General features: G+C 60.4%; 13 protein-coding genes and 1 tRNA gene. 7 read left to right on the top strand and 7 right to left on the bottom strand.

The window, feature by feature from the left end; all coding sequences use genetic code 11:
• Positions 1-2: 2 nt before the first annotated feature.
• A complete protein-coding gene (locus TL5118_RS17015) occupies positions 3-1,478 on the top strand; it encodes a carboxypeptidase M32 (protein WP_058244056.1) in 1,476 nt (491 codons plus the stop codon).
• Positions 1,479-1,744: 266 nt separating this feature from the next.
• Here TL5118_RS17015 and gyrA read toward each other — a convergent pair whose 3' ends face one another.
• The 3 genes from gyrA to TL5118_RS17000 all read right to left on the bottom strand — a co-directional run bounded on the left by gyrA (position 1,745) and on the right by TL5118_RS17000 (position 7,190).
• Positions 1,745-4,498, bottom strand: a complete 2,754-nt coding sequence (gene gyrA / locus TL5118_RS17010) for a DNA gyrase subunit A (protein ID WP_058244055.1) — start codon at positions 4,496-4,498, stop codon at positions 1,745-1,747.
• 138 nt (positions 4,499-4,636) lie between these two features.
• On the bottom strand, positions 4,637-5,257 hold the full coding sequence (locus TL5118_RS17005) for a MarC family protein (RefSeq protein WP_058244054.1): 621 nt from the start codon (positions 5,255-5,257) through the stop codon (positions 4,637-4,639).
• A gap of 79 nt (positions 5,258-5,336) precedes the next feature.
• Positions 5,337-7,190, bottom strand: coding sequence for an ABC-F family ATP-binding cassette domain-containing protein (locus TL5118_RS17000; RefSeq protein WP_058244053.1), 1,854 nt, complete (start codon positions 7,188-7,190; stop codon positions 5,337-5,339).
• A 193-nt stretch (positions 7,191-7,383) separates the two neighbouring features.
• Between TL5118_RS17000 and TL5118_RS16995 the strand changes: the two genes are divergently transcribed.
• The 4 genes from TL5118_RS16995 (at position 7,384) to TL5118_RS16980 (ending at position 11,248) form a co-directional block, all read left to right on the top strand.
• Positions 7,384-8,571 (top strand): multidrug effflux MFS transporter, encoded by a 1,188-nt coding sequence (locus tag TL5118_RS16995; RefSeq protein WP_058244052.1) that lies wholly within the window; start codon positions 7,384-7,386, stop codon positions 8,569-8,571.
• 106 nt (positions 8,572-8,677) lie between these two features.
• Complete coding sequence (ndk, locus tag TL5118_RS16990) at positions 8,678-9,100, top strand: nucleoside-diphosphate kinase (RefSeq protein WP_058244051.1); 423 nt, start codon at positions 8,678-8,680, stop codon at positions 9,098-9,100.
• Between the two features lie 223 nt (positions 9,101-9,323).
• Positions 9,324-10,076 (top strand): SDR family NAD(P)-dependent oxidoreductase, encoded by a 753-nt coding sequence (locus tag TL5118_RS16985; RefSeq protein ID WP_058244050.1) that lies wholly within the window; start codon positions 9,324-9,326, stop codon positions 10,074-10,076.
• Between the two features lie 5 nt (positions 10,077-10,081).
• Positions 10,082-11,248 carry a winged helix-turn-helix domain-containing protein gene (locus tag TL5118_RS16980; protein WP_058244049.1) on the top strand — a complete coding sequence of 389 codons (1,167 nt, stop codon included), beginning with the start codon at positions 10,082-10,084 and terminating at the stop codon, positions 11,246-11,248.
• Positions 11,249-11,258: 10 nt separating this feature from the next.
• Here the strand turns inward: TL5118_RS16980 and TL5118_RS16975 are convergent, their stop codons facing one another.
• Entirely contained in the window at positions 11,259-12,026 is a 768-nt protein-coding gene (locus TL5118_RS16975) for a sulfite exporter TauE/SafE family protein (protein ID WP_058244048.1), read from the bottom strand.
• Positions 12,027-12,119: 93 nt separating this feature from the next.
• Here TL5118_RS16975 and TL5118_RS16970 point away from each other — a divergent pair, with 93 nt between their 5' ends.
• Positions 12,120-12,974, top strand: a complete 855-nt coding sequence (locus TL5118_RS16970) for a LysR family transcriptional regulator (RefSeq protein ID WP_058244047.1) — start codon at positions 12,120-12,122, stop codon at positions 12,972-12,974.
• A gap of 27 nt (positions 12,975-13,001) precedes the next feature.
• On the opposite strand, the gene TL5118_RS16965 is transcribed toward TL5118_RS16970, so the two are convergent.
• The 3 genes from TL5118_RS16965 to TL5118_RS16960 all read right to left on the bottom strand — a co-directional run bounded on the left by TL5118_RS16965 (position 13,002) and on the right by TL5118_RS16960 (position 15,433).
• Entirely contained in the window at positions 13,002-13,352 is a 351-nt protein-coding gene (locus TL5118_RS16965; RefSeq protein WP_242601805.1) for a TfoX/Sxy family protein, read from the bottom strand.
• Positions 13,353-13,431: 79 nt separating this feature from the next.
• Positions 13,432-13,560, bottom strand: a complete 129-nt coding sequence (locus tag TL5118_RS21725; RefSeq protein WP_278044383.1) for a hypothetical protein — start codon at positions 13,558-13,560, stop codon at positions 13,432-13,434.
• A gap of 250 nt (positions 13,561-13,810) precedes the next feature.
• On the bottom strand, positions 13,811-15,433 hold the full coding sequence (locus tag TL5118_RS16960; protein ID WP_058244046.1) for a long-chain-fatty-acid--CoA ligase: 1,623 nt from the start codon (positions 15,431-15,433) through the stop codon (positions 13,811-13,813).
• A 197-nt stretch (positions 15,434-15,630) separates the two neighbouring features.
• On the opposite strand from TL5118_RS16960, the gene TL5118_RS16955 reads away from it, so the two are divergent.
• A tRNA-Ile gene (locus TL5118_RS16955) sits at positions 15,631-15,706 on the top strand.
• The last annotated feature ends 91 nt before the right edge of the window (positions 15,707-15,797 follow it).

Below are 15,797 nucleotides of genomic sequence, written 5' to 3'. Positions count from 1 at the left end.
ATATGAGTGCTTTTGACAATCTGATGGGCTTTGCCCGCGATACGGTGGCCCTTGGCCAAGTGGCGGGCCGCTTGGGCTGGGATCAGGAAACCATGATGCCGCGCGGCGCCGCGGATCAGCGGGCCGAGGAAATGGCCGCGATGGAAAAGATCCTGCATACGCGCAAAACGGATCCGCAGGTGGGGCAATGGCTGGCGGCGATTGATGCCGGGGAACTGGATCCTGTGGGACAGGCACAGCTGCGCGAAATCCGCCGCAGCTATGATCGCGCCAGCAAGGTGCCGGCCGATCTGGCGGTCGAAATTGCCAAGGTCACCAGCAAGGCCCAAGGTCAGTGGGCGCAGGCCCGCGCGGACGAAGATGTGCCCGCTTTCCTGCCGGTGCTGGAACAGGTGGTGGCGCTGAAACGTCAGGAAGGTCAGGCGCTGGCTGATGGTGGCGATGTCTATGACGCCATGATCGATGACTATGAGCCCAACATGACCGCTGCCGAGCTGGCTGCGATGTTTGGGGCCATGCGGCCACGTCTGGTTGCCCTGCGGGAGGCGGTGCTGGCGGCTGAGGCCCCGCAGCGTCTGAAGGGGCATTTTGACCCCGCTAAGCAGATGCGGCTGACCGAGAAACTGGCGCTGGCCTTTGGCTATGATCTGCACCATGGCCGGATTGACAAGGCGGTGCACCCGTTCTCCTCGGGCTCCGGCCATGATGTGCGTATCACCACCCGCACCAGTGAACTGGATCCGTTCAACTGTTTCTATTCGACCATCCATGAGGTCGGCCATGCCTGTTATGAGCAGAACGTCGATGACGCTTATCTGCTGACACCAATTGGTGGCGGCGTGTCGATGGGCGTACATGAAAGCCAGAGCCGGATTTACGAAAACCAGCTGGGCCGGTCTGCGCCGTTTTCGGGCTGGGTCTATGGCCAGATGCGTGAGGCCTTTGGGGACTTCGGTATCGACAGCCCCGAGGAGTTCTATTGCACCGTGAACCGCGTCAATGACGGCTATATCCGGACTGAGGCGGATGAGGTGCAGTATAACCTGCATGTCATGCTGCGGTTCGACCTAGAGCGCGCGCTGATGCAGGGCGATCTGGCGGTGAAGGATCTGGAGGCGGCCTGGAACGACCGTTTCCATGCAGATTTTGGCTATGCGGTCGACAAACCTTCAAACGGTTGTCTGCAGGATGTGCATTGGTCGGTGGGCCTGTTTGGTTACTTCCCGACCTATTCGCTGGGCAATGTCTATGCGGGCTGCCTAAACAAGGCGCTGCGTCAGGCGGTGCCGGATCTGGATGCACAGCTGGCAGGGGGCGATACCTCAGCCGCAACAGGGTGGTTGAAAGAGAACCTGCAACGTCACGGCGGCCTTTATGCACCGCGTGATGTGGTGCGCCGTGCCAGTGGGATGGACCCCTCGGCAGAGCCGCTGCTGGACTATCTGGAAGAGAAGTTCAAAGGCATTTACGGTCTCTAAACACGCTGACCTGTGATTAGCTTTGACGGCGTCCCACTGGGGCGCCGTTTTCTTCTCCGGGTCACGCAGTGATCCGGTTCGTGCCCGACCCCGCCCCCAAGGGCGGGCACGAATTTGCAATGGATCGGCAATACAGACCGTTTCGATCGTTGGAGTGCTTTCGCGTTCCTCAGGCCCGCCCTCGGGATCGGGCATGAACCTACGCTTTCACCTAACAAAAAACCGCCCCGAAGGGCGGCTTTTCAATCTCTCTGATGTCGCGAAGATCAGCTCTCGGCCTGATCCTCTGCACCGTTTTCGTCGTCGTCCTGTTCGACAACCCGGGCAACGGACACAACCGTCTCGCCCTTGCCGGTGTTGAACACCCGCACGCCACCGGCGGAGCGGGAGCGGAACGAGATACCGTCAACCGGCACCCGGATCGACTGCCCCTTGGAGGTGGCCAGCATCACCTGATCGTCCATCTCAACCGGGAAGGACGCCACAAGCGCACCGCCGCGCATCGCTTTGTCCATCGCGGCCACACCCAGACCACCACGGCCACGCACCGGATAGTCATGGCTGGAGCTCAGCTTGCCCGCGCCGCCTTCGGTGATGGTCAGGATCAGGTTTTCCACCGCCGACATTTCAGCGTAACGTTCCTGGCTCAGCTCACCGGCGGGCACGTCATCTTCATCGCCCCCTTCGGCATCATCGGCCAGACCAGCCACAGCGCGGCGCATCTTCAGATAGGCGGCGCGTTCTTCGGAGGTGGCATCGAAGTGGCGGATCACCGACATCGACACAACCTCATCATCACCGTTCAGCTTGATGCCGCGCACACCCACCGACGCCCGCGAGTTGAAAACGCGCACCTCAGTTGTCGGGAAACGGATCGCCCGGCCTGAGTTGGTGACCAGCATCACATCATCGTCTTCAGAACAGATGCGGGCGTTGATCAAACGGGTGTCGGCGTGATCATCCTCAAACTTCATGGCGATCTTACCGTTGGATTTCACATTGGTGAAATCTGACAGGCGGTTACGGCGCACGGTGCCTGCCGAGGTGGCAAAGACCACCTGCAGGTCAGCCCATTCGTCCTCTGCCCGGTCAACAGGCATGATCGCAGCAATCGACACGCCGGTTGGGATTGGCAGGATGTTCACAATCGCCTTGCCTTTGGCGGTACGACCACCCAGCGGCAGGCGCCAGGTCTTCAGTTTGTAGGCCATACCATCGGTGGTGAAGAACAACAGCTGTGTATGCGTGTTGGCCACAAAGAGGTTGGTGACAACATCCTCTTCCTTGGTCTGCATACCGCTGAGGCCCTTGCCGCCGCGTTTCTGCGCCCGGAAGTCGGCCAGCGGGGTCCGCTTGATGTAGCCACCCGAAGTAACGGTCACGACCATATCTTCACGTTCGATCAGGTCTTCATCATCCATGTCACCGGACCAATCCACGATCTCGGTGCGGCGGCCAACGGCGAATTTCTCTTTCACCTCAGCCAGTTCTTCGTTGATGATCGCCAGAATGCGTTCGCGTGAGGCCAGGATTTCCAGGCATTCGCGGATCTTCTCGGCCAGTTCCTGCAGCTCATCGGTGACTTCTTTCACACCGATCTGGGTCAGACGCTGCAGGCGCAGCTCCAGAATGGCGCGGGCCTGAGTTTCAGACAGGTTATAGGTCCCGTCTTCGTTCATCTTATGGGTCGGATCATCGATCAGCTGAATGTATTCACCGATCTCCTGCGCCGGCCAACGGCGGGTCATCAGCTTCTCACGGGCTTCGGCTGCATCGGCCGAGGACCGGATGGTCGCCACAACCTCATCCACGTTGGAAACAGCCACGGCCAAACCACACAGAATGTGGCTGCGCTCACGTGCCTTGCGCAGCTCATAGGCGGTGCGGCGGGCCACGACGTCTTCGCGGAAATCAAGGAAGCAGGTCAGGAACCGGCGCAGCGTCAGCTGTTCGGGGCGGCCGCCGTTCAGCGCCAGCATGTTACAGCCGAAAGAGGTCTGCATTGGGGTGAAGCGGAACAGCTGGTTCAGCACCACATCCGGGGTCGCGTCGCGCTTCAGCTCCACCACCACACGCACACCGTTCCGGTCCGATTCATCCTGCACATGGGCGACGCCCTCAATGCGTTTTTCACGCACCTGTTCGGCGATCTTTTCGATCATCGACGCTTTGTTCACCTGATAGGGGATCTCATCCACGATGATGGCGTAGCGATCTTTGCGGATCTCTTCGACGCGGGTCTTGGCGCGAATGATGACGCTGCCGCGGCCCTCAAGATAGGCTTTGCGTGCGCCAGAGCGGCCCAGCATGATGCCACCGGTCGGGAAATCGGGGCCGGGCACATAGTTGATCAGTTGTTCGCTGGTCAGATCCGGATCCTCAATCAGGGCCTGACAGGCATCAATGACCTCACCCAGGTTATGCGGCGGGATATTGGTGGCCATACCCACCGCAATACCGCCAGCGCCATTGACCAGCATGTTGGGGAAACGCGATGGCAGAACGGTTGGTTCTTGATCCTTGCCGTCGTAGTTGTCCTGAAAATCAACGGTGTCCTTTTCGATGTCGGCCAGCACAAACGCGGCCGGCTTGTCCATCCGCACCTCAGTGTAACGCATCGCGGCCGGGTTATCGCCGTCCATCGAGCCGAAGTTACCCTGACCGTCCAACAGCGGCAGCGACATCGAAAAATCCTGCGCCATCCGCACCAGCGCATCATAGATCGCGCTGTCGCCATGCGGGTGGTATTTACCCATCACATCACCCACTGGACGGGCCGACTTGCGATAGGCCTTTTCATGGGTGTTTCCGGTCTCATGCATGGCGTAAAGAATACGCCGGTGCACCGGTTTCAGACCGTCACGCAGGTCCGGAATCGCCCGGCTGACGATCACGCTCATCGCATAATCCAGATAGGAATTGCGCATCTCATCGGTGATCGAAACGGAAGGCCCGTCAAAAGCCATGCGCTCGCGCGGTTTTTCTTCTTCGTTTTCAGGAGTTTGGGGCGTATCGCTCACGTCTCGGCCACTCTGCTTTATTGGTCTATATTTTGTTGTTTTCTGTATAACAGAGGCAGGATGTGGGCTGCAATGCTTGTGTGGTTAAGCGGCGGATTGTGGGGCAAAAATACCGGTGATTTGGCCCCTGAAACGCGCTTATCCGGTGAAGCCGAACGCCTTCAGCCCATCCAGCACAAATTGCACCGAAAGTGCGGCCAGCAACATGCCCAAAAGCCGTGTGATCACATTGATCGCGGTCTTGCCCAATGCCCGTTCCAAAAGGCCCGCAGACAGGAACAGCGCCATGGAGATCAGGAGCACCACAAGCATGATCGCCAGAACCATCGACAACCCACCAAACCCCGGCTGCTGACCGGCCAAAAGGATCACCGTGGCGATGGAGCCGGGACCGGCAATCAGCGGGATCGCCAGCGGGAAAATCGAGGGATCATCTGCGTGATCCTCCTCTTCCGCCTGATCCTCCCGCCGTTTGGTGCGCCGTTGAAACAGCATGTCCAGAGCGGTCAGGAACAACAGGATGCCGCCCGCGATGCGGAAGGCGGGCATTGATATGCCAACAAATCCAAGAACCGCTTCGCCAAAAATGGCAAAGAGCGACAGCAAGAGGCCAGAAGTCACACAGGCGCGGATTGCAATGGCGCGGCGTTTTTCTGGTGACATGCCTTGGGTCAACGCCACAAAAATCGGGGCCAGGCCGATGGGGTCCATGATCACAAACAGGGTGACAAAGCCGGTGATCAGAAATGCGGTGTCCATGTTTGGCCTTCGTAAATTTGTCGACTGCCGCGATGATTACCGAGGTTCGAAGCCAGCGCAAGAGTGGCGTGGGCGCGCCTCAGCCCTGTGCCTCTGCCAGCTCAAGCTTTTCCAGCGCCACCATCCACAGTTCTTCGGCACGCTCCATCGCCTCTTTCAACTCGGCGTATTTCTTCTGCAGCATGACCGCTTCGTCTTTGCGCTCAGTGAAAAGCGCTGGATCAGCAAGGCGCGCTTGCAGCTTTTCTTCCATCTCAGACAGTTTTTCGATCCGCTCCTCACATTTGCGCGCGTCGGACCGCAGGGCAAGGATCTGATCGCGGCTGGCGCGTTTGGGGGCGGCCGGCTTGGGTTTTTCGGCCTTCGGTGGGGTGTCGGCCTGCAGCAGCATCTGGCGATAGGCTTGCAGATCCTCCTCATAGGGTTTCACCGCACCGTCTTTGACCAGCCACAGGCGGTCCGCCACCATCGACAGCAGATGCATGTCATGGCTGACCAAAACCACCGCGCCGCCATAGGCGCTGAGCGCTTCGACCAGCGCCTCACGGCTTTCGATATCCAGGTGGTTGGTCGGTTCATCAAGGATCAGCAGTTGCGGCGCGGGCAGGGTGGCCAGCAGCAGCGAAAGGCGTGCCTTTTGGCCGCCTGACAGACGGCCCACCTCGGTCTCAGCCTGATCGGCCATCAGGCCAAACCCGGCCAGTTTTGCCCGCAGCTTGCTGGGGTGCTGATCAGGCAGCTCCCGCTGCAGATGCTGCAGAGGGGTTTCATCCACGTGCAGCTCATCCACCTGATGCTGGGCAAAAAAGCCGATGCGCAGCTTTGAGGATCGGCTGATCCCGCCATCCAGCGGCACCAGACGGTCCGACAGCAGCTTGGCGAGGGTCGATTTGCCCTGACCGTTTTTGCCCAGCAGGGCGATGCGATCGTCCTGATCGATGCGCAGATTCAGCCGTTTCAGAACCGCGGTGCCGTCATAGCCCACCGATGCATCCTGGGTGGAGATGATCGGCGGCGACAGGGTTTCGGGTTCCGGGAAGGTAAAGACGGTGCGCGCCGCATCTTCGGGGGCGCGAATAATCTCCATCTTTTCCAGCATCTTCACGCGGCTTTGCGCCTGTTTGGCCTTGGTTGCCTTGGCTTTGAAACGGTCAACGAAGCTTTGCAAATGGGCGCGCTGCGCCTCTTGTTTCTTGGCCGCGGCGGATTGCACCGCACGCTGCGCCGCACGTTGGGCCGCGAACTGGTCATAGGGGCCGGTGTAATAGGTCAGCTGCCGCCCCTCCAGATGCAGGATCGAGCCCACCGCGCGATTGAGCAATTCGCGGTCGTGGCTGATGATCAGCACCGTGTGGGGGTATTTGGTCAGGTAGTTTTCCAACCACAGCGCGCCTTCAAGGTCCAAGTAGTTGGTCGGTTCATCGAGCAGCAGCAGATCGGGTTCAGAAAACAGCACAGCCGCCAAGGCCACCCGCATTCGCCAACCGCCCGAGAAGGCAGAGCAGGGCATTTTCTGCTCTTCAGCATCAAACCCCAGCCCGCGCAGGATGTTGGAGGCCCGCGCCTCCGCCGACCAGGCGTCAATATCGGCAAGTCGTGTCTGCACCTCAGCGATCCGATTGGGATCGGTGGCGCTTTCGGCTTCGGCCATCAGGGCGGCGCGTTCGATATCTGCGGCCAGCACCGTGTCAATCAGCGAGACCTCATTGCCCGGCACCTCCTGTGCGACGCCGCCGATGCGGGCGCGGGAGGGCAGTTCGATGCTGCCACCATCCAGATGCAGATCACCCCGGATCAGATTGAAAAGGGTGGTTTTTCCCGCGCCATTGCGGCCAATCAAACCCACCTTGTGACCGGTGGGAATGGTGGCGCTGGCCCCTTCAAACAGGGGGCGGCCTTCGATGGAGTAGCTGATGTCTTGGATCCGTAGCATGAGGGGCGGAGTGCCAGAGCGGTGCGCCCAAGTCAATTGCCGGATCTGCACGTCACGGAGCAGCACATTTGCAGGCGCTACGGTATTGCACCCGTGCCGCGGGGCGGCTAGCAGGGGCGGGTCATACATGTGTTAACGATCACCGTAGGATCATCGAGCGATCAATCGGTGTTATCGTTGAGAAAGGACGCCGATGGCCCCCGCCACCTCAAAGCCGCATCTGGTCACTTTGATCTTGCTGACCTCGGTCGCGGTGATGTCGCTCAATATCTTTCTGCCCTCGCTGGGGGGGATCGCGGAAGAATTTGGCGTCAGCTACACGCTGGTTGCGCTGTCGATCTCGGCGTTTCTACTGGTCTCGGCGGTGTTGCAGCTGATCATGGGGCCCTTGTCCGACCGCTATGGGCGGCGGCCTGTGTTGCTGGTGGGGTTGGTTGTCTTTGTGATTGCCTCACTTGGATGTGCGCTGTCGCAGGATGTCTGGGCCTTCTTGGGATTTCGCATGCTGCAGGGGGGCGTGGTGTCGGGCATGGTGCTGGGCCGGGCAATTGTGCGTGACGTCTATGCCCCTCAAGAAGCTGCAAAGCGCATCGCCCAGATTGGGGCGGCTATGGCGCTGGCGCCCCTGATTGCCCCGCTGGTTGGTGGCATCCTTGACAGCCTGTTTGGCTGGCGGTCGGTGTTTTATCTGCTGGCGCTCAGCGGCGCGGCGGTTTTTGTCCTGTGCTGGGCCGATCTTGGCGAGACGAACCAGCTGAAACAGGCCAGTTTTGCCGCCCAGTTCCGCGCCTATCCTGAGGTGCTGCGGTCGGGATCTTTCTGGGCCTATTCGGGTGTACTGGTGTTTTCGCTGGGTGGCTTCTACGCCTATCTGGCCGGCGCACCGCTGGTGGGGGAGGAGATCTTTGACCTCTCCACCGCGACGGTTGGCCTGATGATGGGGGCTACGGCGGTTGGGTTTCTCATGGGCAATCTGGTGACCACAAGGTTGGGGGCGCGGTTTGGCTCGCTGCGGCTGATCCTCTGGGGGCGCTGGCTGTCGATGCTGGGCTGTCTGCTGGCGGCGTTGCTGATGGCGCTTGGGCTGTTGCACCCCGGCGTGATGTTTGCCGGTGCGGTTGCCCTTGGCCTTGGCAACGGTCTGACGTTGCCCGGCGCAAATGTTGGCGTGATGAATGTTGCGCCCCATCTGGCCGGGTCCGCCTCTGGGCTGTCGGGGGCTGTGGGGGTTGTGATCGGCGCAGTGCTGACGCCGCTGGTTTCCACCCTTGTGGCGGGGGAAAACGGCGCCGAAATGCTGATGCTTTCGATGGCCGCCTGCGGCGCGCTGGCGCTTCTGTCTGCGTGGAAGGTGGCGCAGCTTGAACGGCAATCCGCCTGAAGCCTCTGCAACAGGGTTTTCAAACGCCTTTTGCCGTGCTAGCAGGCGCCAGAAATTAAAACGCGGCCGGGCATTGGGTCCGGTCTTTGACCTTGAGGACATCACGATGGCTGTACAACGCACCTTCTCGATCATCAAACCCGACGCCACCAAGCGTAACCTGACCGGCGCCATCAACGCCAAATTCGAAGCCGCTGGCCTGCGCATCGTTGCCCAGAAGCGCATCCACCTGACCAAAGCTCAGGCTGGTGTGTTCTACGCGGTACACGCTGAGCGTCCGTTCTACGACGAACTGTGCGAATTCATGGCCTCCGAGCCGATCGTTGTTCAGGTTCTGGAAGGCGAAGACGCCATCGCGAAAAACCGCGAAGTCATGGGCGCCACCAACCCTGCCGAAGCAGACGAAGGCACCATCCGTAAAGAGTTCGCCTTGTCGATCGGCGAAAACTCGGTTCACGGTTCGGACGCACCGGAAACCGCTGCTGAAGAAATCGCATACTTCTTCTCGGGCCTGGAGCTGGTTGGCTAAGCCACCCTCTGACGCTTTGAGATGACGGATCGCGCCCGGGGCATTGCCTCGGGCGTTTTCTTTTGTGGTGGAGCGCGTGTTGGGGACGGGCAGGAGGGGCTTTGCCCCTCGGCGCGCCGCGCCTCACCCTAGAGTATTTCAGGAACGATGAAAGGCGGGGTTTTACGGGGTTTCTTGTCAGGCGCGGGGCGGGTAGCGTTGCCCCAAAGTAAGGGAGAGTTTCATGAGCAAAGTGGCAGTGGTGACCGGTGCGGCGCGCGGGATCGGGCTGGCGACAGCCAAGCAGTTTCTGGCCAAAGGCTGGTCGGTGGCGTTGATTGACTGGGATCAGGCGGAACTGGATCTGGCCTGTGGGGAACTGGGGTCTGAAGCGCAGGGGTTTCACTGTGATGTCAGTGATGAGGTGCAGGTGCAGGCAATGATTGCGGCGGTTCTAGCGCGCTTTGGTCGTTTGGATGCGCTGGTCAACAACGCGGGCGTGGCGGAGTTCGGCCCAATTGAAGACTGTGATTTTGCCACCTGGAAGCGGGTGATGGCGACCAATCTGGATGGCCCGTTCCTGTGCACGCAGGCGGCGGTGCCGGCGCTGAAGGAACATGGCGGCGCGGTGTTGAACATCGCCTCAATTTCCGGGTTGCGCGCCTCCACCCTGCGGGTGGCTTATGGCACCTCCAAGGCGGCGGTTATTCAACTGACCAAACAACAGGCGGCAGAGCTGGGCGAATATGGCATCCGGGCCAATTGCGTCTGCCCGGGGCCGGTGCGGACCAAACTGGCGATGGCGGTACATAGTCCTGAGATCATTGCCGCTTATCATGATGCCATCCCGCTGAACCGCTATGGCAGCGAAGATGAGATCGCCAACCTTATCACCTTCCTCTGCAGCGAAGAGGCTAGTTACATCACCGGTCAGGTGGTGGCGGCGGATGGCGGTTTTGAAAGCACAGGCGTCGGCCTGCCAGCGCTGCGCGAGTAAACGGCGTGGCGCGACTGGAGATTTCGAACCCGCAGGCGCGGGCCCTGTGGCTGGAAAGCCATCTGTTGTCCAAAGCCCCCACCGGGCCTTTGGATCTGATGGCGATCATCGAAGCATTGGGGTTTGTGCAGCTGGACACGGTGCAGGTGGTGGCGCGGGCGCATCACCATATCCTGTGGTCGCGCAATCAGAATTACCGCGAGGCGATGTTTGATCCGCTCTTGGCCAAGGATCGGGCGGTGTTTGAACATTACACCCATGATGCCTCGGTTCTGCCGATGGCCTATCTGCCGCATTGGCAGCGCCAGTTCCGCCGCAAAGCGGAACAGATGGGCAAGGCAGGCTGGTGGAAGGGGCTGCCGGATGCGGAGGCACGGGCCGAGATCAAGGCGCGGATCGCCGAAGAGGGCGCGCTGTCGACCCATGCGTTTGAATCCGGGCCCAAAAGCACGGAACACGCCTGGGCCAAACCCCCGCATAAAATGGCGCTGGATTTCATGTGGTACGCGGGCGAGTTGGCGACCTGCTACCGCGAGAACTTCACCAAGTATTATAACCTGCCGGAACACGTGTTCCCCGAGCCGCTGCGCAGCCATGAGGTTTCCGATGCGGATCAGGTGGATTGGTTGTGTCGGGCGGCGCTGGGACGGTTGGGGTTTGCCACCGTTGGTGAGATTCAGAAGTTCTGGGAGGCGATGAGCGCCAAGGAATGCCGGGCCTGGCTGTCTGGCGCGGAGGGTGGCCTTGTACCGGTCACGGTGCAAGGCGCGGATGGGCAATGGCGCGATGCCTGGGGCTGCCCTGATATTGAGGCACGTCTGGTCGACGTGGCCAAACCCAGCACGCGTTTGCGCATCCTGAACCCCTTTGACCCGGCCATTCGGGACCGGGACCGGTTGCTGCGCCTCTTTGGTATGGATTACCGGGTTGAGATGTTCGTGCCAGCCGCCAAACGCAAATATGGCTACTATGTCTATCCGCTCTTGGAAGGCGCGCGCTTTGTCGGCCGGGCGGAGGTCACCGCTGATCGCAAATCCGGTACGTTAGCTCTGGGTCAGGTTTGGCCGGAGGCGGGTGTGAAATGGTCAGCGGCGCGTCAGGCCAAGCTGGAGGCGGAGCTGACGCGGTTCGCCCGGCTGGCGGGATGTCGCTATCAGCCAGATGCTGCGTGAGAGGGGTGGGTTAGGCGCCTAGCAGCATTGGTGCGCTGTCCCATATCAGCTTCACCCCCGTGAGGGCCAGAAAGCCATAGACCAGCTTTACAAAGCTGCTTTGGTCCAATCGGCCGTGCAGGTAGGTGCCCAGGAAAATCCCAACCACCAGCATTGGTGCGATGATGGCGCTGACCTGCAGACTGCCCCAGCTCAGCTGCCCCATCCCGGCATAAGCGGCTGTTTTGATGGCATTTAGCACGAAGAAGAACATCGTATTGGTGCCGACAAACTGTGATTTTTCCATATTCTGGCTCAGCAGGTAGCCTTTGACCGGCGGGCCGCCCGCATGGGCGATAAAGCTGGTAAAGCCGGAGACCGCGCCAAGGGAAAACACCACTGGGGCAGGGGTGGCTCGGCTGCGGGCGGCGGGTGGTCCCAACAGGACGAAACCGGCCACCAGCATAAGGGCCATCATCCCCACGGCCAGGCGGATCACCTCGGCCGACATCCAGGAAAACCCGATAGCCCCCAGTGCCAGCCCGGCAAAAGCCCCGGGCAACATCATCGCGACAACCCGCCCCTGCCAGTGGCGCCGATAGTGCCAGACAATCCAGATGTCCATGATCAGCAGGATCGGCATCACCACCGCGGCGGCAAATTGCGGCGTGACAAACAGCGACAGGATCGGCACCTGCATCACCCCCAGCCCACCGGCAAAGCCGCTTTTGGAGATGCCGGTCAGAACAACCGTCAAGGCAGCGACGAAGAAGAAGGCGGTGGGCAGGGTGGTGAGCATCGGGAGGATCCTTTCGATACCCTGCAGATAGGGGCTTGGATGAAATCTTTGAAATGATTTATAATGGTTTAATAAATCGCAATTGGAGATTTTATGCTGGATCCACGCGCGCTGGACAGTTTTGTTGTCGCAGCAGAAACCCTGAACTTTTCCGAGGCCGCCGCCCGGCGCAACACGGTGCAATCGGCCATCAGTGCGCAGATCCGCAAACTGGAGGAGCAGCTGGGCCAGCGCCTGATTGATCGCGGCCGTGGGCAGGCGATGTCACTGACCGCTGAGGGGCGGGCGTTTCTGGCCTATGCGCAGCGGATCCTGAACCTTTCGGATGAGGCGATGGCGATGATGCAGGCGCCGAAGGAACAGCGGGTCATCCGGTTGGGGACCAATGTGACCCTGGCCATGTCCGTGGTGGCACGGGCGCTGAAAGGCTTTGCGCCTGAAAACCCAAATGTGAAGATCGAGATTCTCTGCGATCGCTCGGACGCGCTGTTGCCCAAACTGGAAGCAGGGGAGATTGATCTGGCACTGATGATGGATCAGGGCAAACGGGCAGATCGCGTGTTTGTCGAACATGATCAGCTGATCTGGGTGGCGGGGCCGGGGTTCACCCTACAGCCCGATCAGGAGGTGCCGCTGGTGTTTCTGAGCGACGGGCGCGATCTGCGGGCCTATGCCTTTGCGGCGCTGGACCGGATTGGCCGGCGCGGCACCATCGCGCATTCCAGCCCCCATCCGATGGGGGTGCGATCCTTTGTGGTGGCGGATCTGGCGGCAACAGTTTTGCCCTCACGGGCCATCGTCGCACCGCTGCGGAGGCTGGGGAATGAAGAGGGGTTGCCAGAACTGGGCGGTATCGGCATTGCGCTTTATCAACGGATGCAAGGGGCACGGCCCGAGCTCGACGGGTTCGCCCAAACCCTGCATGAGGAGATGCAGGCCGTCCCTTGACCCAACCTACGCATCAGTCGGCGGCGATCAGCGAGGGATCACGCCGATTTCGTTTAGGATCTTTTCAATCTCAGCATTGGGATCTTTGGGCCGCACGTCTGTTTTCAACGCATCAAACCGCTTGCGCAGGGCCTTTTTCTCATCACCCTGACAGTCATTCCAGGGCCGTCCCTGTAGCCCCATAACCAGGGCGTAATAACCGATGAAATGGGGTTTGCTGCCGGTTTCCAGTAGCCGTTTATAGGCCGCATCGGCGCCCATCTCACGCAGGGCATCAGCTGTGGTGATCCCCGCCCTGGCAAAGACTTCGTCGCTCTTGGGGCCGAGGTTTCGGATCGTGCTCACGGGGGAGGGTTTGGAGGGCATGTTGGCAGTCATGGCCCCGGTGTACCCCGTGGCGCGCATCAGGTCACGCGCGCATTCTTCTCTCCTGACAGGGGGCTGTCAGAAGAGGTCTTTAGATCATCGCAAAGTCAGTGAACACAAAACGCGGATGATGGGTGCGCTTGTCATGAGCAGGCGCTTTCGGCGTGGCACCGGCCTGCGGCGGCGTTGCTTTCGACTTGGGTTTTACGATCTGGGCCATCTGGGGCCTCCTTTCTAAAAGGGAGGTCCGGGCGTTTATCCAGTGCATCCTTGGGCACGAAGTATCGCTCGGGCCTAATAGAAAGATTACGTAAAATTGTGACGAATTTCAGGCGCGCAAAGGCCCATTTTGCTGCGCCATTCGGACAGGAGATAGGCAAAAGGTTAGGCGCGCTTTGCGACCAAAGTCGGGTGCCGGGGCGGGGGAGGCCACCCCGGCGTGCAAGGTGATGTCAGACCTCAATCTGAGATCAGCTGTTGATCAGCACCTCGCCGAACTGCTCGCGCAGCTTGTTTTTCAGAACCTTGCCGGTGCCGCCGATCGGCAGCGCATCGGTGAAGACCACCTTGTCAGGAATCTGCCACTTGGCGATTTTGCCGTCATAGAAGGCCAGCAGCTCGTCTTCGCTGACCGTGGCGCCTTCGGCCAGCAGCACAACCAGAACCGGGCGCTCGTCCCATTTCTCATGCCGGGCGGCGATGGCGGCGGCATTGGCAACCGCGGGGTGACCCACGGCGATGTTTTCCAGCTCCACGGTTGAGATCCATTCGCCACCGGACTTGATGATGTCCTTTGAGCGGTCGCGGATGATCATGTAGCCATCCGGATCAATCGTGGCCACGTCGCCGGTGTCAAACCAGCCATCTGCGGTCAGGGCGCTGTCTTCCATCATGAAGTAGCTGTCAACGATCCAATGGCCGCGGATCTGCAACTCACCGTGGGTTTCGCCGTCGTTGGGCAGAGTGTTGCCCTCCTCATCGACCAGACGCAGCTCCACCCCATAGGGCGGGCGGCCCTGGCCTTCGCGGATCTTGTTCTGCTCGGCCACGCTGAGGTCGCTGTGTTTCTGCAGCAGGTTGTTCAGGGTGCCCAGCGGGCTGGTTTCCGTCATGCCCCAGGCATGTACCACGGTGGTGGCGTATTTTTCCCGGAAGGTTTCGATCATCGAGGGCGGGCAGGCCGAGCCACCGATCACGGTGCGTTCCAGACTTTCAGCTTTGGACCCGCGCGCCTCAAGCGCCTGTAGAAGCCCCATCCAAATGGTCGGCACACCCAGCGCCAGCGTGATCGCTTCGCCGTCAATCAGCCCCGCCAGGCTGTCACCATCCAGATTTGGACCGGGCAGCACCAGTTTGGCGCCGGTGGCCGCGGCAATATAGGGAACGCCCCAGGCGTTGACGTGGAACATCGGAACCACAGGCATCACACTGTCCCGTGCCGAAATCGCCAGACCATCGGGCTGGTTGCCGCCAATCGAATGCAGAACGGTTGAGCGGTGGGTGTAAAGAACGCCCTTGGGATGGCCCGTGGTGCCAGAGGTATAGCAGAGCGAGGAGGGCGTGGTTTCCTCAAGCGCCGGCCAGACGTAATCGGCATCCGCATCGGCGATCAGCTCATCATAGAATTTCAGACCCGGGATTTGCGCTGCAGCCTCTTCATCACGTGGCCCCATCAGCACCACATGTTTCACGGTTTTCAGATGCGCGCCCAGTTTCGCCGCAACCGGCAGGAAGGTGCGATCAAGGAACAGGACCTGATCTTCGGCATGGTTGATGATGTAGATCAGCTGTTCAGGGAACAGACGCGGGTTGATCGTGTGGCAGACCATGCCGGCACCGGCGACGCCAAAGTAAATCTCCAGATGGCGGCGGTTGTTCCATGCAATGGTCGCGCAGCGCGCGCCTTGCTCCAGACCCAGCGCCTCCAGCGCGGCGGCCACCCGGCGGGCATTGCCTTCAACCTCACCCCAGGTGCTGCGGGCAATCTCGCCCGTGGTTTCCACAGAAACCACCTCAGTTGCGGCGTGGTAACGGGCGGCATGGCTGATAAGTGAGCTGATGGTCAGCTGCTGATGCATCATGGAACCAAGCATCGGATCCTCCTCCTGATGACATATGTGTCGTTTTCGATGACGTGAAACAAAGGGCAGGGGTTTGTCCAGAAACCGGGCGTTAAGACGCCGCGTCATTTCCAAATTGTGACGCAGCGGCAGCTTGCGCGTCCTCGCGCCGGCCCGCAGGGGGAAGTGGCTTGACCATCGCGCCAGCCCCCCCTAATCAGGACCCACGGGGGCCTGTAGCTCAACGGTTAGAGCAGAGCGCTCATAACGCTTTGGTTGCGGGTTCAAATCCTGCCGGGCCTACCACTTTTCCTTTGTAGAGATTGTCGAGGCTATCGACTCGTTTGGACGGGTGCGCGCACTTGGGGCGCGAATTTGGAGGGGCGACAGAATGAGC

The organism is Thalassovita autumnalis, from assembly GCF_001458255.1.
GTDB classification, from domain to species: Bacteria; Pseudomonadota; Alphaproteobacteria; order Rhodobacterales; family Rhodobacteraceae; genus Thalassobius; species Thalassobius autumnalis.
The sequence above is the reverse complement of the archived record's forward strand: the minus strand, read 5'-3'. Positions and strand labels throughout refer to the sequence as shown.